General features: G+C 73.0%; 22 protein-coding genes and 3 pseudogenes. 12 read left to right on the top strand and 13 right to left on the bottom strand.

From position 1 onward, the window contains the following. The 10 genes from ACWGKU_RS34490 to ACWGKU_RS34445 form a co-directional block, all read right to left on the bottom strand. On the bottom strand, positions 1-465 hold a 465-nt coding region (locus tag ACWGKU_RS34490; RefSeq protein WP_452191694.1), incomplete at its 3' end, for an HAD hydrolase-like protein. Further along, positions 462-1,232 (bottom strand): nucleoside/nucleotide kinase family protein, encoded by a 771-nt coding sequence (locus ACWGKU_RS34485; RefSeq protein WP_331768700.1) that lies wholly within the window; start codon positions 1,230-1,232, stop codon positions 462-464. The genes ACWGKU_RS34485 and ACWGKU_RS34490, both read right to left, overlap by 4 nt. A 70-nt stretch (positions 1,233-1,302) precedes the next feature. Further along, entirely contained in the window at positions 1,303-2,418 is a 1,116-nt protein-coding gene (locus tag ACWGKU_RS34480; protein ID WP_331768701.1) for a DegT/DnrJ/EryC1/StrS family aminotransferase, read from the bottom strand. Then, positions 2,415-3,479: a radical SAM protein gene (locus ACWGKU_RS34475; RefSeq protein WP_331768702.1), complete on the bottom strand. Its 1,065-nt coding sequence runs from the start codon at positions 3,477-3,479 to the stop codon at positions 2,415-2,417. The genes ACWGKU_RS34480 and ACWGKU_RS34475 overlap by 4 nt, the downstream gene beginning before the upstream one ends. Beyond that, positions 3,469-4,182, bottom strand: a complete 714-nt coding sequence (locus ACWGKU_RS34470; RefSeq protein ID WP_331768703.1) for a nucleoside/nucleotide kinase family protein — start codon at positions 4,180-4,182, stop codon at positions 3,469-3,471. The genes ACWGKU_RS34475 and ACWGKU_RS34470 overlap by 11 nt, the downstream gene beginning before the upstream one ends. Continuing rightward, positions 4,179-4,997, bottom strand: a complete 819-nt coding sequence (locus ACWGKU_RS34465) for a class I SAM-dependent methyltransferase (protein WP_331768704.1) — start codon at positions 4,995-4,997, stop codon at positions 4,179-4,181. The genes ACWGKU_RS34470 and ACWGKU_RS34465 overlap by 4 nt, the downstream gene beginning before the upstream one ends. Continuing rightward, positions 4,994-5,518 carry a phosphoribosyltransferase gene (locus tag ACWGKU_RS34460; RefSeq protein ID WP_331768705.1) on the bottom strand — a complete coding sequence of 175 codons (525 nt, stop codon included), beginning with the start codon at positions 5,516-5,518 and terminating at the stop codon, positions 4,994-4,996. The genes ACWGKU_RS34465 and ACWGKU_RS34460 overlap by 4 nt, the downstream gene beginning before the upstream one ends. Before the next feature lie 39 nt (positions 5,519-5,557). After that, entirely contained in the window at positions 5,558-6,178 is a 621-nt protein-coding gene (gene folE / locus ACWGKU_RS34455) for a GTP cyclohydrolase I (RefSeq protein ID WP_331768706.1), read from the bottom strand. Between the two features lie 40 nt (positions 6,179-6,218). Continuing rightward, a complete protein-coding gene (locus ACWGKU_RS34450) occupies positions 6,219-6,956 on the bottom strand; it encodes a 7-carboxy-7-deazaguanine synthase QueE (protein ID WP_331768707.1) in 738 nt (245 codons plus the stop codon). After that, entirely contained in the window at positions 6,953-7,378 is a 426-nt protein-coding gene (locus ACWGKU_RS34445) for a 6-pyruvoyl trahydropterin synthase family protein (RefSeq protein WP_331768708.1), read from the bottom strand. Before ACWGKU_RS34445 ends, ACWGKU_RS34450 begins: the two co-directional genes overlap by 4 nt. 523 nt (positions 7,379-7,901) lie before the next feature. Here ACWGKU_RS34445 and ACWGKU_RS34440 point away from each other — a divergent pair. The 7 genes and pseudogenes from ACWGKU_RS34440 to ACWGKU_RS34410 all read left to right on the top strand — a co-directional run bounded on the left by ACWGKU_RS34440 (position 7,902) and on the right by ACWGKU_RS34410 (position 12,220). Further along, positions 7,902-8,816, top strand: coding sequence for a hypothetical protein (locus ACWGKU_RS34440; RefSeq protein WP_401048012.1), 915 nt, complete (start codon positions 7,902-7,904; stop codon positions 8,814-8,816). 55 nt (positions 8,817-8,871) lie between these two features. Then, positions 8,872-9,069: pseudogene (locus tag ACWGKU_RS34435) on the top strand (PEP/pyruvate-binding domain-containing protein); the annotation flags it as partial. Positions 9,070-9,375: 306 nt separating this feature from the next. Next, entirely contained in the window at positions 9,376-10,305 is a 930-nt protein-coding gene (locus tag ACWGKU_RS34430; RefSeq protein WP_331768710.1) for a PEP-utilizing enzyme, read from the top strand. A 135-nt stretch (positions 10,306-10,440) separates the two neighbouring features. Continuing rightward, a pseudogene (locus tag ACWGKU_RS34425) lies at positions 10,441-10,668 on the top strand (hypothetical protein); the annotation flags it as partial. Continuing rightward, positions 10,601-10,912 carry an HAD-IA family hydrolase gene (locus ACWGKU_RS34420; RefSeq protein ID WP_331768711.1) on the top strand — a complete coding sequence of 104 codons (312 nt, stop codon included), beginning with the start codon at positions 10,601-10,603 and terminating at the stop codon, positions 10,910-10,912. The pseudogene ACWGKU_RS34425 and the gene ACWGKU_RS34420, both read left to right, overlap by 68 nt. Further along, complete coding sequence (locus ACWGKU_RS34415; RefSeq protein WP_331768712.1) at positions 10,896-11,147, top strand: hypothetical protein; 252 nt, start codon at positions 10,896-10,898, stop codon at positions 11,145-11,147. The genes ACWGKU_RS34420 and ACWGKU_RS34415 overlap by 17 nt, the downstream gene beginning before the upstream one ends. Before the next feature lie 107 nt (positions 11,148-11,254). Further along, complete coding sequence (locus ACWGKU_RS34410) at positions 11,255-12,220, top strand: IS481 family transposase (protein WP_331768713.1); 966 nt, start codon at positions 11,255-11,257, stop codon at positions 12,218-12,220. Positions 12,221-12,250: 30 nt separating this feature from the next. Here the strand turns inward: ACWGKU_RS34410 and ACWGKU_RS34405 are convergent, their stop codons facing one another. From ACWGKU_RS34405 to ACWGKU_RS34395, 3 genes are read right to left on the bottom strand one after another with little or no spacing between them, the layout of a single operon-like run. Then, the gene (locus ACWGKU_RS34405) at positions 12,251-12,784 is read right to left on the bottom strand and encodes a hypothetical protein (protein WP_331768714.1); all 534 of its coding nucleotides are present in this window, start codon (positions 12,782-12,784) and stop codon (positions 12,251-12,253) included. Positions 12,785-12,843: 59 nt separating this feature from the next. Further along, complete coding sequence (locus tag ACWGKU_RS34400; RefSeq protein WP_331768715.1) at positions 12,844-13,065, bottom strand: DUF397 domain-containing protein; 222 nt, start codon at positions 13,063-13,065, stop codon at positions 12,844-12,846. Continuing rightward, positions 13,062-13,907: a helix-turn-helix domain-containing protein gene (locus ACWGKU_RS34395; protein ID WP_331768716.1), complete on the bottom strand. Its 846-nt coding sequence runs from the start codon at positions 13,905-13,907 to the stop codon at positions 13,062-13,064. The genes ACWGKU_RS34400 and ACWGKU_RS34395 overlap by 4 nt, the downstream gene beginning before the upstream one ends. Before the next feature lie 399 nt (positions 13,908-14,306). Here ACWGKU_RS34395 and ACWGKU_RS34390 point away from each other — a divergent pair. The 5 genes and pseudogenes from ACWGKU_RS34390 to ACWGKU_RS34370 all read left to right on the top strand — a co-directional run. After that, positions 14,307-14,675, top strand: a pseudogene (locus ACWGKU_RS34390) (ATP-binding protein); the annotation flags it as partial. A gap of 604 nt (positions 14,676-15,279) precedes the next feature. Then, positions 15,280-16,230 carry a hypothetical protein gene (locus ACWGKU_RS34385; RefSeq protein WP_331768718.1) on the top strand — a complete coding sequence of 317 codons (951 nt, stop codon included), beginning with the start codon at positions 15,280-15,282 and terminating at the stop codon, positions 16,228-16,230. Further along, positions 16,227-17,723, top strand: coding sequence for a helix-turn-helix transcriptional regulator (locus ACWGKU_RS34380; protein WP_331768719.1), 1,497 nt, complete (start codon positions 16,227-16,229; stop codon positions 17,721-17,723). Before ACWGKU_RS34385 ends, ACWGKU_RS34380 begins: the two co-directional genes overlap by 4 nt. Before the next feature lie 143 nt (positions 17,724-17,866). Beyond that, positions 17,867-18,742, top strand: a complete 876-nt coding sequence (locus tag ACWGKU_RS34375; RefSeq protein ID WP_452180423.1) for a hypothetical protein — start codon at positions 17,867-17,869, stop codon at positions 18,740-18,742. Continuing rightward, the coding region (locus tag ACWGKU_RS34370; protein WP_452180422.1) for a B12-binding domain-containing radical SAM protein at positions 18,696-19,834 on the top strand (1,139 nt) is incomplete at its 3' end. The genes ACWGKU_RS34375 and ACWGKU_RS34370, both read left to right, overlap by 47 nt.

The raw sequence follows: 19,834 nt of genomic DNA, 5'->3' as shown, positions 1-19,834 counted from the left end.
CGGGGGGGCCCCGCGGGCGGCGCGCCCCCGGCGCTGGCCCTGTGGGTGGTGCCGGGGGCGGAGGCGCGGCGGGGTGGCGCCGGAGGCCACGGCGCACGGCAGGCGGGCGGCCCGGGCTCGCCGCAGGAGTTCCACAGTGCACGCGATGGGCGTGATCGTGTGGACCTCGGCCAAGAGGTGGGCGCGGCTACGGGCGATGACCTCGTCGTGGGGCAGCGCCCGGCCGCCGGGCAGCACCGCCAGCAGGTCGCGGATGGACAGCCCGATGTGCCGGGCATACCAGGCGGCATAGAGGGCGACACCGTAGGGCTGCAGGGCGGCGCGCAGCGCGTCCTCGTGTCCCTGGCGGGTGTCGGCGAGGGTGCCGTCGAAGTCGAGGATCAGGGCGCCGATGCCCTCGTCGAGTGCGGGCACGCAGCCGCGCCCGCCCGGGCAGGACGGCGGCTGGCGGCTGCCCGTGCTCATGCCGCGGCCTCGGTGGCGCACCGGCCGCAGCACAGGCAGGCGGCTCCGGAGCCCTGCCAGGGTGCGGTCAGGCAGTCCAGGTCTCCGCCGCTGTCGCGGATCCAGGTGCGGATTCGGTCGGCGGCTTCGTACTCGTCGACGTGGCGGCGGTCCACGATGCGGTAACGGACGGGGTCGGTGGCGGCGAGCCGTTCGAAGAGCGCGGACGCCTCGCTCATGAACCGGGCCTGCTCTTCGGTGAACGTGAGCCGGTCGCGCTGCTGGGCACGCTTGAGCGCTTCGGTGGGGTCGTCGGTGACGAGGATGGTGAGGTCGGGCAGCGGCCGCCAGGAGGCGGCGAGGTGGAGCAGGTCCGTGGCGGTGTGCAGGGCGGCGTCCGGGTCGTCGGGGTGCAGGAGCAGGGCCTGGCACACGGCGGTGGTGTCGACGCTGCGGCCCTCCACGACGGCCTGACCTCGCGTCAGGTCGGGCAGGACGGTGTCCAGGTCGTGGCGTTTGATGGCCATGAGGAGCAGGGCCTCGGCCATCGGGGTGCCGCCGCGCAGGAACGGGTCGCCGATGCTGGCCTGGCGCAGCGCCTGCAGCAGCGCCTCGCCCAGGCCGGGGCGGCCGCCGGCGCGTTGGGAGAACTCGTCCAGCATCACCGGCTTGCCGTCGAGGGCTTCGACGGCGCGGTTGGTGAGGTAGGTCTTGCCGACACCGTTGAGGCCCTCGGCGGAGATCAGCGGGCCGCGGCGGCAGCGCCTTCGGCGCGGTGTGGTGGTCATGCTGCGATGTCCTATCGGAGAGGGCGGGCCGCCGCAGCGGGTGCGGCGGCCCGGGCTTCGGGGTGTGCGGTCAGCCGCTCCACTCGGAGCTCGCGCGGGTGATGACGGTGGCGTAGCGGTCGAGGACCGCTTCGTCGTCGCGGTCGGTCAAGACGACGGCCAGGGTGCGCTCCAGGATCTGGGCGGCGCCGCGGCACGGCGGCCGGGCGCCGCCAGCGAACATCGGGCGCGTGTCGCACGGGACCAGACGGAAGGTGCCAGTGGAGTTCGGCACGCCGCGCTGGGCGAGGTGCTCGGCGAACGCGCGCGGGCGCGGCAGGCCGATCGCCAGGAGCGGGGAGTAGTGGTTCCACGTCTCGTCGGTGGCCGGGCGGATCGGGATGAGGCCGCGGGCGCCGGCCAGGGCGTGCAGCAGGTACGCGCTTTGGGCGCGGCGGCGTTCCAGCAGGGCCGGGAGGCGGTGCAGGTTGGCGTGGGCGAGGGCGGCGAGGGGCTCGGCCAGGCGGGCGTTGACGGCGAGTTGCTGCTGGGGGCGGCCGCCGGGCGGTGGTGTGAGCCAGTGCCCGCGAAAGGCCCGGGCCCGGGCGGCCAGGTCGGCATCGTCGGTCACGACGAAGCCGCCTTCCCCGCTCCAGAGGATCTTGCCGTCCTTCATGCTGAAGCACCCGGCGATGCCGCCGGTGCCGGCCGCGATGCCGGCGCGTGAGGTCCCGGCGGCCTGGGCGGCGTCCTCCACCACGGCCAGGTTGTGGCGGGAGGCGAAGGCGGCCAGCGTGGCCGGGTCGCCCATCCGCCCCCACAGGTGCACTGGGACAATCGCCCTGGTCCTGTCCGTGACCTTGGCGGCGGCGTCCGCGTAGTCCATATCGAGCGTGGCGGGGTCGCTGTCGACGAACACCGGGGTGGCACCGAGCTGGACGACGGGGGCGGCGGTCATGATCACGGTGAGCGCCGGCACCAGGACCTCGTCGCCGGGCTGGATGCCAGCCGCGAACAGCGCGGCGTGCAGCGCGGCGGTCCCGGAGTTCACCGCGACCGCGTACCGGGTGCCGAACACGCCGCTCAGGTCGCGCTCGAACGCGTCGGCGCACTCGGCGTGGGCCGGGTCGGGCATGTGGGTCAGCGCCTCCCGTACCCCGGCACCGAGGGCGTCCGCCGCGGGCAGCGGGGGCAGGGGGCTGCTCATGGCCCCACCCGGCCCAGGAGGCGGGGCATGCCGAGCACGAGCGGGGTCATGTTGACGCAGTCCCGGGAGAAGTGGGAGCAGTCTGTGCACGCCGGACGGCCGTCGAACAGGGTCCGCGCATCGGCGCCGACGATCGTGCGGCGCGCTTCGGGCGGCGTCGCGGCGATCCGCCGGTCGGAGGGGCAGTCCCACACCGTGCCGTCGGGCTGGATGAAGAACAGCTGCGCACCGCCGAAGCACTGCTCGACGCGGCCGCTGTCCTGGGTGGCGATCGAGTCGAGGAACTTCCGCACGTACGCGGGTCCGGGCAGGGTGAGTCCGCCGGGATCCTGCTGGAGGTGCAGCAGCTGCTCCTCGACGGCGGGGACGTCGTCGGCGGTGTGGCAGCGTTCGGCGAAGAGCTTGTGGTCGGGGGGCAGGGAGATGGGCTGCGGGACGTAGTAGTCGACGCCGATCTCGGCGGCCAGGCGGGCGACGGCGGTGATCTCCTGGGGGCGCTCGCGGATGACGACGCTGTAGATCCCAACGCGCGGGCCCGCGCCGTCGCCCCGCTCGTCCAGGAGGGTGCGGATGCCGGCCAGGACTTCGCGGTGGCCGACGCGGCGGGAGCGGGAGGGCCGCAGGGCGTCGTTGACGGCCTCGTCCGCGCTGTCGAGGGACACCGAGACGGCGTCGACGCCGAGTTCGACGAGTTTGCGGGCGATACCGGGCCGGGTGAGGGGCACGCCGTTGGTGGCGATGACGACCTCGCACCCGGCGTCCTTGATCGTCTTGATCACGCTGAGGGTGGGCAGCCAGTCCAGCGGCTCACCGCCCGCCAGGACGACCCGCTCGACCGGCGAGTCGGCCAGGCTGCGCGCGAACGCCTCCAGCTCGGCGTGGTCGAGGTCGCGCACGGGTATGTGGGAGAGCAAGCCCACCTCCTTGGGCGGGCCCTGCTTGTCGTCCGCGAGCTCGCCGAAGTAGCAGTGCGGGCAGCCGAAGGAGCACGGGGAGCGCAGCGCCCACAGCACGGTGATCTCGCGCCTGCGCCGCGGCCGAGGCGCAGTGTCAGGCCACATGGGCGGCCTCCCGATGGGTTTCGGCGGCGCGCACAGCGTCCTCGACGGCTTTCGCGGCTTCCCCGGGGCCGCACCCGCTGACGTCGATCAGCGTGTACCGGTCGGGCTCGGCGGTGGCGAGCTGCTGGTAGAGCTGGCCGGTGCGCTCGATCACCGCGCGGGCGTCGGTCGGGATGGCGTGGCCGATGCGCTCGGCGAAGCGGGCCGTGCACACGTCGCCGTCGCCGACCAGCAGCACCGTGGCGTCGGGCATGGGCCGCCAGCGGCGGGCGGTGGCCAGGATCCGCTCGGCGATCGCCAGGGCGGGCGTGGCGGGGTGCTCGGCATGCAGGATCGCCGCCTGGCACACGGCCACGCTGTCCACGCCGCGGTCCTCCAGGACGACTTCCACGCCGTCCGGCAGGGCGGAGGCCAGGCGCTCGGCCTCGTGGAACTTCAGCGCCAGCAGCGCGAGCGTCTCGGCGACCGGGTGCCCGGTGCGCAGGCACACGTCGCCGGTCGCGGCGAGGGCGGCGATGACCTGGCCGGGCAGGGAGTCGGCCCGCTGGTCGGTCAACTCGTCCAGACGCAGGCACCGCGGGCCGAGCGCCGCGGCCACCGCGCGCACCGCAGTGGTCTTCCCGACGCCGTTGACACCCTCGACGCTGACCCACAGCGGCCTGCCGGGGGCCCGGCGGGGGCGGGGAACGGTCGTGGTGTTCATGCCGGCCTCCGGCACACGAACAGCAGCTCGGTCGCCCGGTCGGGCACGGCGACGGAGGAGACCGTGTCCAGCAGCGCCTTCGGCACCCGGGCGGCCAGGTGGCGGTACCAGTCGACCGCGGCGGGGCCGAAGCGCTCCTCGAGCTCGGCGGCGACGTCGTCCGGGGAGGGCGGCAGAAGTCCCATCACGTCCTCGACGATCAGGTCGGCGTCCGCGACGGCGCGTTCGACCTCCTCGCGCGACCACTCGTAGACGTGCACCCGGTACTGCAGCGGGCGCGGCGGCGGCCCGAACGCCTGCGGCGTGGACAGGTACAGCACACCGCCGCCGGCGAGCGCGGCTCCGGTGGAGGCCAGGCTCTTGACGCCGAGTTCGTAGGGCAGGTGCTCCAGCGCCGAGGTGTAGATCGCGACGTCGAACGGGGGCAGGTCCGGCCAGGGCTCGGAGACGTCGCACTGGACGAAGTCCACGGGGAACGGGCTGCCGTAGTGCCCGCGCAGGGCCTCCAGCCGGGTGCGGGCCTCGGCGAGGTTGTCCGGGCTGACGTCCAGGCCGACGTAGCGGGCGATGCTCGGGGCGTAGCGGTGCAGCAGCGGCAGGGACAGGCCGCGCCCGCAGCACACGTCCAGGACGCAGGCGCCCTGCGGGCTCTGTTCGGCGGCGATGAGGTGCTGCATCAGGTTCATCAGCCCTGACGGCTTCGCCTCGCCCACGGCGAGCGCGCCGTAGAAGTCGTCCATCTGGTTAATGCTGTACGGGCCGATCATCGGGGTGCCGGGCCGGGTGAGGTGCTGATCGGTGAGCTCGGTGGTCATGCGGTTCCCTCCCAGGGGAAGACGATCCAGGTGCGGTGGGTCGAGGCGATGTGGTCGATGGCGTCCTCGGGCGGGGCGTCCTGCTCCCAGTTGGCCCGGTTCACGGCGAGGACCGCGGTGCGCACGCGGGCGGCGCCGAGGTCGTGGAGCATGTCCGCGGTGTGGGCGAGGGTGACGCCGGAGCCGGCGATGTCGTCGACGAGGAGCACGTCCAGGTCCCACAGGTCGCCGAGCGAGGCGGGGTTGCGAACGTCTGGCAGCGGGTTCTTGTCCGCGTTGACGCCGTCGCCGGTGGTGCGGACGACCTCGACGGCGCGCACGTCGCGGATGCCGAGGCGGTGAGCGAGCCACACGGCCGGGACCGTGCCTCCGCGCATGATGCCGACCACGGTCTGCGGCAGCCCGCCGGTGCTCACCCGCTCGGTGAGGACGTGCACAGCGGAGCCGATGTCGTCCCAGGTCAGGTGCAGGGGGGTGGGCGGGGCGGCGCCGTGCGCGGGTGCCGTCGGTGGCCTGTCCATCGGATGCTCTCCTCTTTGGTCGGTGGGCTGGTCGGTCTCTCAGGCCGCGCGGTGCCGGGTGGCGATGGCGAGGAACTGCTGGGCGAGCACGAGGCCGCTCTCGAAGCGCCCCCGGGCCTGCAGGGTCGTGGTGCGGGCGTCCTCCATCCGCACGCCGCGCATGCTCATGCACAGGTGCAGGCCCTCGACGTGGACGGCGATGTCCTGGCTGCCGACCGTCGCGGCGAGGTGGTCGGCGACCTGCGCGGTGAAGCGCTCCTGGACCTGGAGCCGGCCGGCGTAGTGCTGCGCGATCCGGCCGAACTTGGACAGGCCGAGCACCTTCTCGCCCGGCAGGTAGGCGGCGGTGACCTTCAGGTTCATCGGCAGCAGGTGGTGCTCGCACTTCGACCAGACGCTGACGCCGTCGACGAGGACCATCTGGCCCACCAGCGTCGCCTCGGGGAAGCAGGCCGCGTCCGCGGGACCGGGCGACAGGAAGGAGGTCCACGAGTCGGCGACCCGCTTCGGGGTGCCGACCAGGCCGTCGCGGGTGGGGTCCTCGCCGAGGGCGATCAGGAGTTCGTTGACCAGGTACTCGACGCGGGCGGTGTCGACGCGCGGCTCGGACAGGGGCACTTCGAGGGCGGCCGGGCGAGCTGCGAGGTCGGTACTCGTCATGGTGGGTCCTCTTCTCGAAGGGGGTGGTGGTGCGGGCGGCTCAGCGGCCGCTGGCGTTCTCGAACGCGAGGGTGTGCATGCGGGGGGTCAGGCACCAGCGGCGCGCGGCGACCTGGTCGGCGATGGTGCGGAGTGTCGCGATGACGGCCTCCGCGGTGGTGCCCTCCGGCATCACCCACACCGGGGCCAGCCGGTGTTCCTCGACGAGTTCGGCGATCCGGCCGAGGTCGTCCGGGCCCGACGCGACGAACTTGAACGCCGCCCGGCCGCTGGCGGCGAACGCGGCGAGCACCGCCGGGACGATGCTGCGGCTCTCGTCCTCCCCGAAACTGGAAAGCTTCGGGGAGACGTTGAACCGGACACCGTCGACGAGCAGGTCAGGAATCGGCGTGATGGTGCCGTTGGTCTCGATCTCGATCCGCTTGCCGGCCGCGAGCAGTGCGCGTACCAGGGGCAGCAGCCGCTTCTGCTGGAGCAGCGGCTCGCCGCCGGTGATTACGACCAGATCGACCGGCGAGGACAGCGCCCACCGGACCAGTTCCTCCACCGTCATGCGGGTGGACACCTCGCGCGGGTCGTACTGCCGCCAGTCCCACGTCAGCTTGGTGTCGCACTTGTTGCACGCCAGGTTGCAGCGGGAGAGGCGGATGAACAGGGCCGGCCAGCCACCGCTGGGCCCCTCTCCCTGGAAGGTGGGCACCTCCACGCCGAAGCACTCGGCGATCAGCAGCGCCCCGCCGGTGAGGACCGGTGCGCCGAGCGGACTGCGCTCGCTCACCGGGCGGCCACCTCGAAGCGGGCCCAGCTGCTCGCGGTCTCGCGGACGCGGACGGCGGCCAGGCACCCCGTGATGCCGGGCTGGACGTGCTCGATGAACCAGCCGGCCAGGTACTGGGCGAGGAGCTCGGAGGTGGGCTCGACGGGCAGGACCTCGTGAAGGTTGCGGTGGTCCAACTCGCCGTCCAGGAAAGCCTTGAACGGCTTGAGGTCGGCGAAGTCGGTGACGAAGCCCGGTGCGACGAGCGTGCCCGCGACCAGCTCGACCTCGACGGTGTAGCTGTGTCCGTGCTGCCGGGAGCACTGGTGCTCGGGCGGCAGCCCCGTCAGCCGGTGGCCGGCCTCGAACGTGAACGACTTGCCGATGCGGAATGCGCCAGGCGGCATCTCGACGGCGGGCAGGACGGTGGACAGGGCCATCATCTCCTCGGGACGGGCGGCACTGGGCCGCGTGGAAGAGCGCTCGGGAAGGCCGGGCCGTTCGGACCCGGCGGGGTCGCGCCGGTCGTGGTCAGGCCGGTCGAGCAGCTCTCGGCAGTCGGTCGCGGGTTCGGCGCCCGACCTGGCGGAGCACTATCTGACACCCGATCAAGTGGATTGGGCAGGGCAAGTTAGGTGGGCAAACTACGGGCGGCTAGTACGCTCATTGCCCTTCACGGGCGTCCAGTTGAGGGGCAGGACGATGGAGAACACGGCCTTACAGCAGGCCAGGCGCGTAAGGGGGTGGACCCAGGAGACGGTGGCCGCCCGCGTACAGGCCTGGTGCCGGGATGAAGGGCTGGATCCGGGGAGCTTTGACGCCGCCACCGTCAGCCGCCTTGAATGCGGTCGCATCAGGTGGCCGCGGGACGAAGTACGGCAGGCGCTGCGGGCAGTTTTCGAGGTGAAGACCGAAGCGGAGCTCGGCCTTGTCGGCACGCGTCGGCCGCGAGAATCGACCCGCGAGGTGAGTCCGACGGAACGCCGAACCTTCCTGTCCCTCGGCGTAGCGGGCGTCCTACCCGACATCGCGGTATCGCCGACCCGGCTCGGGGCCGACGACGTGCACGGCCTTGCTCGCCACACCGCCGCGCTGGAGGAGTGGGACCGCCGCTCCGGTGGCCGCGCGACCCGACACTTCGCGGGCCTGGAGCTGCGGCGGGCCGTCGACCTCGGCGCCGCCTCGATGACGCCGTCCGTCCGCACCGCGTGGAGCGGCGCGGTGGCGCGACTGGCCGGCCTGTACGCCTGGACCAGCTTCGACGCCGGGGAGGCCGGGGCCGGCGCGTCCTTCGACCTCGCCCTGGACGCGGCGAGGGAGGCGGGCGATGCCTCGGCGTACTGCCACATCGCGACCAACGCCGCCCGCCAGGCCGTCCACGAGGGCGACTCCGAGAGGGCGCTGGCGCTCACCGCGTCCGCTGCCGGTCCGCACCCGCCCGCCGTCCTGGCGATGATCTCTGCCGTCACCGCGCAGGCTCTCGCGCTCCAGGGCGACATCCGCGGCGTGATGCGCTCCGTCGCCGCGGCCGAGGACCACGCCTCCCGCGCCGACGACAGCCTGCAGGAGGGCTGGATGCGGACGCTGACACCGGCCAAGCTGCGCTCCGACCTCGGGTACGCCCTGTATCGGCTGTCGGCGACCACCGGCCACCTCGCGCCCGACGTCGTGCCCCAGCTGCGGCGCACGGCAGGCGTTCCCGAGGCGTCCCAGCCTCGGGCGAAGGCGATGGGCGCGGCGCGCCTGGCAACCGTCCTGTTCCGGCAGGGCGAGATGGACGAGGCCCGCCACCACGCCGCGGTCGCCGTCGACCTGGCCTCCGCGGTGGGGTCGGCCCGGCTGGATGCTGCCATCACCGAGATGCGCGCCGCCGCCGTGTGAGGCGGCACGGCGGGCGATCAGCAGCGTCGGGTAGGCGTCCAGGAGCTGCCACGGGCTGATCGCCCGCTCCTCCGCCGTCGCCGAGGACGGCACCGGCGCGTCCTTCGCCGGCCTCTACACCTCCCGCATCAGCCCGGCCGAGCCAGCCGCACTGCTGGAAGCCGTCCGAGCCGTCCGAGCCTCCGCACACAACCCGGCGATCACCGCCTACGCGCAGGCCCGCGGCGCCACCACCGCGCCTCGGACGGCGGTACTCGTGCAGGCCGACTGCGTCCGGCCTGCTCCGGCGTCCTCGTCGCCGAGGTCACAGGCGGACGGTGCACCCGCTGGCGGATCGAGGCCGTTCGCGGCCTGGCCGAACCGCTCGTCGCCGGTGCTCAGACAGACGAGATCCACATCAGCGGCCCCGACGGCCGGGCCACTGTCCGGCCCACCGACCAGGAAGTCCTGCAGCTGCCCGGCAGGCCGGTGGAACTGGGGATGCCGCCGGGCGAATGGGTGTACCCCGACACGGGCCGCCCGCGGAACCCGGGCGAAGATCCAGACATCCCACTCGGGAGTGCTGCACCTCTACACCCCGGCTGCCCTGGCCGACCGCCCCGTGCTCATACCCGAGGGGAGTGAGCGGCTCCTGGTTGCCGCTGCCCGGGCCGCCGCGGCCCTCAAACCGGAACGCGTCGACATCGAGTGGGCGATCGACTTCGACGACAGGCTCCACCTCGTCCAGGCCCGCCCGCTCACCGCACCGCTCACTGACATCACCACCGCCACCCAGGCGGAGCTCGCCGACGATCAGGTGCTGCACGGAATCGCGGCCGCCCCCGGAATCGCCACCGGGCCCGCCGTCCTATCCGCTGGCGCCGATATCGCCGCCGGCGTGCTGGTCTGCAAGGTGCTCGGCCCCGAAGCGGTTCCGGCGCTGCTCACCGGTCCGGCCGCCGTCGTGGCCACCACGGGCGGCGAGCTCTCCCACACCGCGATCATCACCCGCGAACTCGGCATCCCCTGCGTCACCAACGCCCTGACCGTCATCGCACCGGGCGCCCTGGTCGAGGTCGACGGCGGTGCCGGCACCGCCCGCCTCGCCCCTGCCGTCCCCGGCCAGCGCACCGCCCCGTCCCACCCGCTCACCACCGCCGCGGTCCTCACCCGCACCCTGGATGCCCCCGTCCCTGAGGACGGCCGCGCCGCCACCCTGCTCTGGTTCGACCCGCAGGACCCCGACTCCGGCCTCACCGCCCTCGTCACCGGCGGCGCGCACCTGGTGGGCATACTGCTCCCCGGCGATCTCCCGGTCCCGGGCACCGTCCCGCCCGGCAGCCGGCCGGTCCGCCTTCCCGGTCTCGGCGTACTGCTGTGGCCCCGGGACGCTCCGCCCCAGCCCGCCGAAGTTGCCGTCCTTGGTCCCGACGGTCAAGTCCTCCACCGTAGGACGGACGGTCACCCATGTCGGACTCTGAGCAGCACCTGGTCGGCGTTGAGGCGGTGATCGTGGACTGGGACGGCACCGTGGCCGACAACACCGCCGCCCGCCGCATAGCTCTGGAAGCCGCGCTCGCACCGCACGGGAATCGCCGCCCCCACCGAGCGCTACCGCCTGCTGGCGGGCCTGCCCGCGCGCGAGGTGATCGCAGCACTTGCAGTCGACGCGCCCCTGCCCGTGCCGGTGGAAGACGTGGTGGCGCGCAGCCGGGCCGCTCTGCTCGACGCCCCGGCGCCCGATCCGATCGCCCGCACGCTCGACCTCCTCCGCACCGCTGACCGGCTCGGCATCCGCCGGGCGGTTGCCTCCAGCGCCGCCGCGGTGTTCGTCCACCACGGCATCCACCGGCTCCGGCTGGACGAGCTGCTGCCCGTCGTCGTCACCCTCGACGACGTGCCGCAGGGCAAGCCAGCCCCCGACGCCTATCTCGGAGGCCGCCCGCCGGCTCGGTGCCGACCCGGCACGGTGCCTGGCCGTCGACGACGCCGACGACGGCATCGCCGCCGCCCTTGCAGCAGGCATGCGCTGCCTCACCATCCGGCACGGCCGCCTCGTCACGGCCCTTTCCGCCACCATCAACACCGCAGGAGGACCCCGTGCCGCGCAACCCTGACGACCAGGCGATCGGACCGCAATCCGTGCTCGCCGTGTTCGCCCACCCCGACGACGCCGAACTGTGGGCCGGCGGCACCCTCGCCCTCCATGCCCGGCACGCGCCCGTTCACATCGCCGTCCCCTTCCACGACCCCGTCCGCGACGCCGAGGCCCGGGCCGGAGCCGAAGTCCTCAGCGCCACCCTCCACCAGCTGCCCGAGCTCAACCCGGGGAGCATCCGTGCGGTGTACTGACCACGGAGGTTGGTGACAGGGCTCACGGCTGTGTGATCTTGAAATGAGTGAGGGCCTTCTGGCTCGGTGTGGATTGCGACATCTACCCGGCGACCAGAAAGGCCCTCATGCCACACCGTAACGCACCGCTGACCGAGACCGGACGCCTGCGCCTGGCCCGCTGCGTGGTCGAGGACGGCTGGCCGCTGCGGCGGGCCGCCGAGCGCTTCCAGGTCTCGCCGACCACGGCCAAGCGGTGGGCGGACCGGTACCGCACGCTCGGCGAGGCCGGCATGAGCGACCTGTCCAGCCGCCCGCACCGCAGCCCGCGCAGGCTGCCCACCCGGACCGAGCGGCGGATCGTCAAGGTCCGCGTCCTGCGCCGCTGGGGGCCGGCCCGCATCGCCTACCTGCTGCGGCTCAACCCGGCCACCGTGCACCGGGTCCTGGTCCGCTACCGACTCGCCCGCCTGGCCCACCTCGACCGCGCCACCGCCCGTCCGGTGCGGCGCTACGAACGCGCCGCACCGGGCGAGTTGGTGCACGTCGACATCAAGAAGCTCGGCAACATCCCCGACGGCGGCGGCCACAAGACCCTGGGCCGCGAGGCCGGCCGCAAGAACCGCTCCAGGGCCGGCTACAGCTTCCTTCACAACGCCGTCGACGACCACTCCCGCCTCGCCTACAGCGAGATCCTGGCCGACGAGCGCAAGGAGACCGCCGCCGCGTTCTGGGCCCGGGCGAACGCGTTCTTCGCCCGGGCCGGGATCACCGTCCAGCGGGTCCTGACCGACAACGGCGCCTGCTACCGCTCACACCCCTGGCGCGATGCCCTCGCCGCCGAGGGCATCGCACACAAACGCACCCGCCCCTACCGCCCCCAGACCAACGGCAAGGTCGAACGCTTCAACCGCACCCTGCTCGACGAATGGGCCTACGCACGCCCCTACCGCACCGAACAGGAACCCCGCGACGCCTACCCCGCCAGGCTCCACGCCTACAATCACCACCGCGGACACACCGCACTCGCAGGCCAACCACCCGCAAGCCGCATCCCCAACCTCACGGGACAGAACACCTACTCGTCGAACTGAAGCCGTAAAGTGGCGTTCGAGGGATGGGTGTCAGGCGACTCCGTCCCGGCTGTTATCGAGGCCGGCCAGCATCCTGTGGGCCGCCTTGAGCTGGACGTGCAGCTCCGGTTCGCCCAAGCCCATCAGGGCCGCTGCCGCTTTGGGTTCCATGCCGAGCCGCTCGTGGAGGAGCGCGGCGTCGGCGGGCCAGTCAGGCAGGGCGCGGTGCAGGCCGTCGGTGCGGGAGTCGCGGACCTTGGCGCGGGCCGCGGTGACCGCGTCGCGCAGCGCCCGCCAGGTGAAGGCGACCGGATTGTCGCGGAGCATCAGGGCGCTCCACACTACGTGTACGCCGACCCCATGAGCCGCGCCCTGGTCACTGAGCTCGTCCAGGTCGGAGTGCCTTCCCAGGCCGCTGCCCTCTCCGGGCTCGTCCGCAGCATGGAACTCGTGCAGTAGCTTCACGAACCTGCAGTCCCGCAGCAGCGTTGGGACGAACACGGGATCGCGCCGGACAAGGAAAGGACCGTTCTGGCCGCAGTTCGCCAGCTGCTGGGTCCGAGGCTGTTCGTCGGCTGCGGCCATGGGTGGAACGGCACCATGGTCCGGCGCACTTCCCGCGCCGGACCATGGTGCCGCACGGGTCAGATGAGATCGAAGTTGAACATGCCGGTTGCTGCGGCAGCGATGAAGGAGCTGTGGGCTGCAGCGCTGAAGGCCAGCGCGGGGCCTGTGGGGTCCTTCGAGTCGCGTACGTATCGGATGTCTCCGCTGGTGGCCATCTCAAGGCAGTCGCCGTTGCCGCCGCTGTGAGTGCTCTTCTTCCACCTGACCGTCAGGGTGGTGGAGTTGGGAACGAATGTCACTTCAGCCTGTCTTTCTGTGCGGTGATGAACTCGAGCGACTGGTCGAGTGACCAGGCCTCGGCGACGATGTCGCGGAACGCTCGGTCGAAGACGGTGACACGCTCGGGTTCCTCGACCCACTCGCTGGTCAGAAGCCCCTCGAGCAGCACGACGTCGAGATTGCCGTTGGGGAATCCGAGGACGGAGAACGGGCCGTTCATGCCCTGGTGGACACCGGTCTCCGACGGCATCACCTGGATGGTGATGTTGGGAAGCGCCGCGAGCTCAAGCAACTTCTCCAACTGTTCGCGCATCGTCTGAGCGCCCCCGACCAGACTGCGAATCGCTGTCTCGTGGATGACCGCCTGCATCTCCACCGGCTTGGGCTGGGTGAGGATGGCCTGACGTTCCCTTCGGACCCGGACGCGCGCCTCCACGTCCTCCGAAGTCGCCCCGATCGCCAGCCGCGTGTGGACCGCGCGAGCGTAGCCCGCCGTCTGGAACAGGCCCGGGATGAGCTGTACCTGGTAGGTCCGGAACGTGGTGGCGTCTTCCTCAAGGCTGATCTGGTCGGCCAGCCATGGCGACAGGACCTCCCCGTAGTTGAGCCACCACCCGCGCTTCTTCCCATCCCGGGCGACTGCCACAAGCGACTCGACAAGCTGCTCGTCGCACTCGTACATCTGAGCCAGCACCCGGACATCGGCCGGCTTGGCAGCCGACCTGGCCAGCTCTATCCGTGACAACTTCGCGCTGGTGATGCCCGTGGCCTGCTCGACGTCCTCCAGCGTGAGGTGACGCGTCTCTCTGATCGTACGGAGCTGGCGGCCGAGTTGACGCTGCCGAACCGTAGCTTCCGCCATGGGTACCCCCAATTCTCGCTATCCAGGCCTGGGTGGCCAGTGTGCCCCGTCAGTCGAGTGGGTCGCCAGCAGCTCCCTGTTCGATGGAGCAGCAACTCTCATCACCAAATGAGAATTCACAAATCTCATGGATGAGCTTGCATTGACGTCGGGTCAGCCGTCATGCTCAATGTCACGGACCGCAGGGACTCGCCTTCGGTGAGTGACCGGCGGCTGTGACGCCTGAGCACGCGTAGAACGACGGCGAGCGAGACACCTTGCCGCGTCGTGCGGTCGGTTGACCGCTTCCCCGAACACCTGCCGAGAGCCTCGACGGGTGGCTCCCAGCGGAGGTATGCCGTGTATGCCGCAAGCAGTGAAGGTTCCACCGACGAGGCCCGGGAGCCGGACACCCGCCTCATGGCCGACATCGAGTTCCCTGCCGAACGGGAACGGATCGGCGATCTCCGCCGCTGGGCGAGGACGGTGCTGCCGACGCTCGGCCTGGACGGTCGTCAGCAGGACGCCGTGCTGGGCGATGTGCAGCTCGTGCTGTCCGAACTCGGCACGAACGCCGTCGTGCACGGCTGTGGTGGCGAGCGGCCGGACGTGATGCTGACCGCGTACTTGCGGTACGACACGGGTGTGCTGCGGGTATCCGTGACCGACCCGGGGCTCGGCCGCCCCGAGTACCGGTCGGCCACCGACGAGGCGACCTGCGGCCGCGGGCTGATGCTCGTCACGGCGGTCGTGTCCCGGTTCGGCGTCGAAGAGCTCCCCGACGGCGGCAAGGAGATCTGGGCCGAGATCGGGCTTCCCGAGCAGGCGCGTCCGGCGGCCACCCTGGGCGAGCAGGTCCATCTGCGGGTCGCGGCACCGCGCGCGGACGCGCTCGTGCGGGAGTTCCGGCCTCGGCCCGCCGTGGGCCGGCTGCCCGGGCAGCCGGCGCTCGACCGAATACCGGCGTGCCCGGCACCGTGTAGGCCTCCGGTAGCACCTGCTGCCTCGCACCCTGATGCCACCGGACTCCGGAACACCCGCCCCGGGAGCAACACGGCGGCGGGTGGCGGAAGAGCACCGCCCCGCCCGCACGGGGCGCGCACGCTCACCGCGTCCAGGGCCGCTTCCCTCGCTCCCTCCGGGAGAGGGCAGGCCCGGACACCCGCAGGGCCCCGTACGAGGGGTGGGTCCTGCGGCTCCGGGTGGCGCCGTTCCCGCAGACGGTGCCACCCGGTGTGCGGGCCCGGCCCTGGGAGCCCGGCCGGGCCCGCACACACCCGAGAGGTTCCATCGGGCACCGGGCCGATCGGTCCGGGACACCCCGCGAGGTCAAGGCCCTCCCGGCAGATTCCCCTCCCATCCATCCGTCCACTCCGTACCCGAGGACTGCGCCGTGAGCGTCGGACCGCGCACCAGAACGCTGCTCAAGACCACCACCCCGGCCCGCAGACTGGACGTCGCCGCCTCCTTCGAGGCGCTGACGCAGGCCTGCGTGGCCACCGCCGACGACGCCGGGCGGGCCGAGCTGGTCAGCGACAGCCCGAACCACCTGTGGTCGCTGCCCGCCTCGCACGCGCTCGCCATCGTGCACCCGGACCTGGACGAGGCCTGGGCCCTGATCAAGGGCGCACAGTTCCTCCGGGACCACCGGGTCGCCGTCACGGCCCCCTGGTACAGGGACGTCCGCGCGGGCACCGAGGGCCGGGCCGTCACCTTCTGGCCGGACCCGGGGCAGCGGAGCACCGACACGTCCCTGTCCGCGTGGGCGACCGCCCTCACCCACCGCATCGACCCCGCGTCCGCGCCCTGGCTGCGCGAGCACGACCCGTTCGCCGGCCTGCTGGACGGCCTGGACCACGCCCCGCTGGACGAGACCGCCCGCCGCTTCCTGCGCGAGCACACGGCCCGGCTGCGCGAGGAGTGGGACTACCTCGACTGGCCGACACCGGACGCCGTCGTTCTCGGCGCCCCTGGCATGGTCCCGGTCCACGACGACGGCACCCACGTCGGGCTCCTGCTGCGCCGCCCGCTGACGCGCGGCCACAGGGAGTGGGACCTCGTCGCCGCCCGCTGGCGCTCCGAGCTGCTCACCGGCCCCCGCGAGGACCACCGGACCTACGCCGACACCTACCTCTCCTACGAACGCGAGGACCAGGCCGTGGACCACCCCTACATCGGTGCCTGGTCCGGCTACCAGGTCGTACGCGACGTCGTCGTCCTCACCGCGGTGATGGACACGGTACGCCGCGCCCGGCTCGACGCCGGCGCCCGTCGGCAGGCCGCCCACCGCCTCGCGTGCCTGCGCGGCGCGCACCCCGCCCCGTGGAACTGGGGGCCGCGATGAAGGCTTCCCGCACGGACGCCCGCCCGCTGCCGAAGGTCCACGAGCCCCGGGTCCTGCGGTGCGGCCACCACATCACCGAGGAGATCACCGGGCCCGAGGCCCTGGCGCTGAGCCACCTGGTCACCGACCTGAACGCGATCGAGATCGCGGCCGCCGTCAACGCGGTGCCCGAACGTCAGGACGCCACCGGGACAACGGCGGGGACGACGGCCGAGGCGGTGCGCGAGCACCTGAACTCGCTGAAGCGACGGCTGCGGGCACGGACCTGGACGCAGATGGTGGACACGGCCTGCCGGATGAGGCTCCTCCTCCCGCCCCGTGCCGTACTGACGACGCCGCTGCCCGAGACTGCCGTGCCCACGCTCCAGCTCCTGGCCGACGGATACACCAATCAGCAGATCGCCGTGATGAGGACCGTCTCGCCCGGCCGCGTCGGCAGCCACCTGGAGGCGATCCGGCACCGGATGCGTACCCGCGGCACCCCGGCTGCGGTCTACCGCCTGCACGGCGTGGTGCCCGCCGTCCTGGACGCCACCTGCCCGATCTGCGCAACGGGCGACATCGACCACGACCGGCCGCAGTGCCTGCGCTCCCTGGCCCCCGGGCAGACCTGCCTCCTCCACGCCGGTGCCACGACCCGGCTCACGGGCTCCCCGGACAGCGCGCAGCTCATCGCGTCCCATGCGCCGGCCCCCACCCCGGCCCCCACCCCGGTCCCGGGCAGCGCGCCGCTGACCCCGGACGCGTACCGGGCCGCCGCCGTCGACGCCCATGAGCGCCTCACCGAACCCCGCCCGGCCGGTACGGCCCGGACCGCCGAAACCCGGCTGGAGGACATCCCCGACCTGCGCGCCGCGGACCTGCCGCGGATCCACGCCCAGTCCGGCGTCCTCCGCCGTCTCGCCGCCGACCGCGCCCGCCTGTCCTACCTGGTCACCACCACCGTCCTCGCCCCCGAACGGTACGAGGCCTCCCGCACCACCCTGCTGCTGGACCGGCTCGTCCTGTCCGCGGCGGACGACCTCGGGTACGAGATCCGCCTCAACACCAACCCCCGCCCCGGCAACCAAGTGCTCCCGCAGAACCACGCCTACCCGTTCACCGCCCGGGTCCTGACCGGCGGCTACCTCCACACCGTCTTCCTTCGCACCGACGGCCGTACCGATGACCGCGCCGACGGCCCGTTCACCTCCCGCGACCTGCGCCCGGCCGTCACCACCACCGAACTCCCCGGCAGCGCCTACACCCTCGCGCCCGCACTCGTGCACCGGGCCGTCATGCTGCCCGGCACCACCACCCTCATGCTGTGCGGTCCCTACAGCGCCGCCGCCCACGCCGCCGCCGACCTGATCCCGCCGGTCTCCGCCTGGCCCGCGCCCGTCGACGGCGAGGCACCGGTGCACTCGCGCCGGATGACCGACGCCGAGCACCACGCGCTCTACGGGAGCCTCGCCGCCGCCGGCGTGATCGACCTCCCGCCCGCACGCCGCTGACCAGCCCCCGGCCCCGCGGCCCCGGCACTCCGGCGCTGCGGCGCTGCGGCACCGGCGGGATACCGGCCGAACCGGCCCCGGCGGCCGCCCGGAGTTGGCAAGCTGGGGCGACCCGTCGCGGCACCCGAGGCAAGGAGCTCCCCGTGCACACCGTCCTGACGACCGATCACCCGGCCTGGCAGGAGAACACCGCCACCGGCCACCGGCAGCGCCCCCTGCGCACCGCCGACGGCCAGTGGCTGGCCACCCTCACCTCCGACGGCCTCGACCTGACCTGCGTGGACGGCACGGAGGACACCAAGCCCACCCTCGTCACCACCGACCCGGGGCAGCTGCCCGGCACCGTCCCGGCCGCCCTCCTCACCGGCCTGCGCGGCCTCGGGCCGAGCGTGCGCGTGGCCAACCCGTGGCTGTGGGACGCGATCACCACCGCGGTCCTGCGCCAGGTCGTCCGCGCCGACCAGGCCCGCCGCCTCTACCGCGGCTGGTGCGCGACCCACGGCACCGAGCTGCCCGCCCCCGACAACGGCCCCCATCACAGCCAGGCCCTCCGCACCGCGCCGACGCCCGAGACCGTCCTCACCCTGACCGACGAGCAGTTCGCCGCCGTCGGAACGACGTTCCACCGCACCGCGCTGCGCGCGGCCGCCGGCGCCTACCTGGAGCACCGCACCCACTGGGAGCAGCTGGACGCCACCGCCCTGGCCGCCGAGCTCGTCGGCGTGCCGCAGATCGGGCCCTGGACGGCGGCCGCGGCCGCCGCCGACTTCACCGGCGACTTCTCCGTGTACCCGCACGCCGACCTCGCGGTCCGCACCTGGGCCGCCCGGATCGCTCCCGACCATCCCTGGCCCGCCGCCGACAAGCCGAAGAAGACCGAGGCCCTGTTCGGCGCGCACTGGCACCACCTGGCCGGCGACGAACCGCGCCACCTGCACACCCTCACCCTGTCGACACTCACCTGGGGGGCCCATGCCCGCACCCATCAGCTCGGAGGAACAGACCCGCACCACCCATGACCTGGTCGCCGGAGCCGACCCGGACCGCGCCCTCGACTGCCTGTTCGTCAACGCCCCGCTGCGCGACTACGGCCTGCGCCCGCGCGTCAACGACTACACGCTGCCGGTCCTCGGCATGGGCTACATCGCCACCCACGCCGCCGCGCACGGCTTCAACGTCGGGATCCTGGACGCCGAGGCCCACGGACTCGGCATCCGGCACACCGTCGACGCCGTCAACGCGCTGCGGCCGCGCTGGGCCGCGTTCAACCTCCTCGCCCCGACGTACGAGCTGACGGCGCGGATCGCCGCCGCCCTGGACCCGGCGATCGCACTGATGGCCGGCGGCCACCACGCCAAGGCCGACCCGCAGCGCGTCCTGGCCGACCCGCGCTTCGCCCGCCTGGAGGCCCTGGTGATCGGCGAGGGCGAGACCCGGGTCACCGCCCTGCTCGGGGACGTCCACCGGCGCCGCGAACTGCCGAAGGTGATGTGGCGCGACCGCCTGCTCTCCACCACCGCCTGCGGCATCCCGCGACGCGGCGACACCGCCCGCTGGCTCGCCCCGGACATCAACGCCCTCGCCGTCGACCGCCGCTTCCTCACCCAGGACCCGTACCGGGCCGCCGACGGCCGCATCGAGGCCAACCTGGTGTGCTCGCGCGGCTGCCCCTACGAGTGCGGGTTCTGCGGCGCCGCCGCCTCCATGAACCCCGAGGTCAGCATCCGCACCCGCGCCCCCGAGGACGTCATCGCCGAGATGCACCGGCTCGACGCCGACTTCGGCTGCACGGCCTTCCGCGCGGTGGACGACCTCTTCCTCGGCGCCCGCCGCGTCATCCACCCCGCCCTGGACGCCTTCGCCGCCGAGCGCGTCGGCGAGAGGTACGTGTGGGACGCCACCGGCCGCGTCAACGTCCTCGACCGCGAGAGCGACACCGTGCTGGAGCGGCTGCGCACCAACGGACTGCGCGAGGTCGCGCTGGGCATCGAATCCGGCTCCGCCCGGGTCCTGGAAGCGGTGGACAAGCGGATCACCCCCGCCATGACCCTCACCGTCGCCCGCCGGCTGCTGGAGAAGGGCATCGGCGTGAAGGGGTACTTCATCCTCGG

Source organism: Kitasatospora sp. NPDC054768, assembly GCF_053612025.1.
This window is presented reverse-complemented; position numbering and strand designations above follow the sequence as displayed.